The organism is Kocuria sp. CPCC 205258, assembly GCF_040981005.1.
Classification (GTDB): domain Bacteria; phylum Actinomycetota; class Actinomycetes; order Actinomycetales; family Micrococcaceae; genus Kocuria; species Kocuria rosea.
Genome location: NZ_JAVKPS010000072.1, coordinates 1 through 513, shown reverse-complemented (window position 1 = coordinate 513; position 513 = coordinate 1). Strand labels below are relative to the sequence as shown.

At 70.6% G+C, this 513-nt stretch carries 1 protein-coding gene; it reads left to right on the top strand.

The features are described 5' to 3' along the window. Nucleotides 1-513: PQQ-binding-like beta-propeller repeat protein (locus RF644_RS18885; protein ID WP_368797673.1), on the top strand; the 513-nt coding region annotated here is incomplete at both ends.

Below are 513 nucleotides of genomic sequence, written 5' to 3'. Positions count from 1 at the left end.
GGGACCGTGTATGTGCAGACGAAGGACGATCAGCTGTCCGCCGTGGACGTCACGGGCCGTGAGGTCCGCTGGACACGGCCCGCACCCGCCGGTGCGAGGTTGGACTCGGCAGCGCTGGGCGCGGCCGGGGCCGACCACCTCGTCGTCTGCACCGGAGACGGGGCGTACTTCGCGGTCGGAGCAGCGACGGGCGAGGAAGCCTGGACGGTCGAACGCAACGCGTCGAGTGCAACGGCCCCCGCGGTCGAGGACGGCGTCGTGTACATGGGCGGCAAGGCGCTCACCGCGGTCGACCTCACGTCGGGCCACGAGATCTGGAGCCTGGCGTCGGAGTCGCTCTCGTCCCAGGCGGACAACTGGGGCCCGCCGACGGTCGACGGCAGCCGCCTCATAGCCCTGGACGACGGTGGCGGCAGAGTCGTCGACAAGGTGGGCGGCGAGGTGATCTCCAGGTTCTGGCTGGACGGAACGGAACCTCCTCGCACACCAGCGGTGGTGCAGGGCAACACGTAC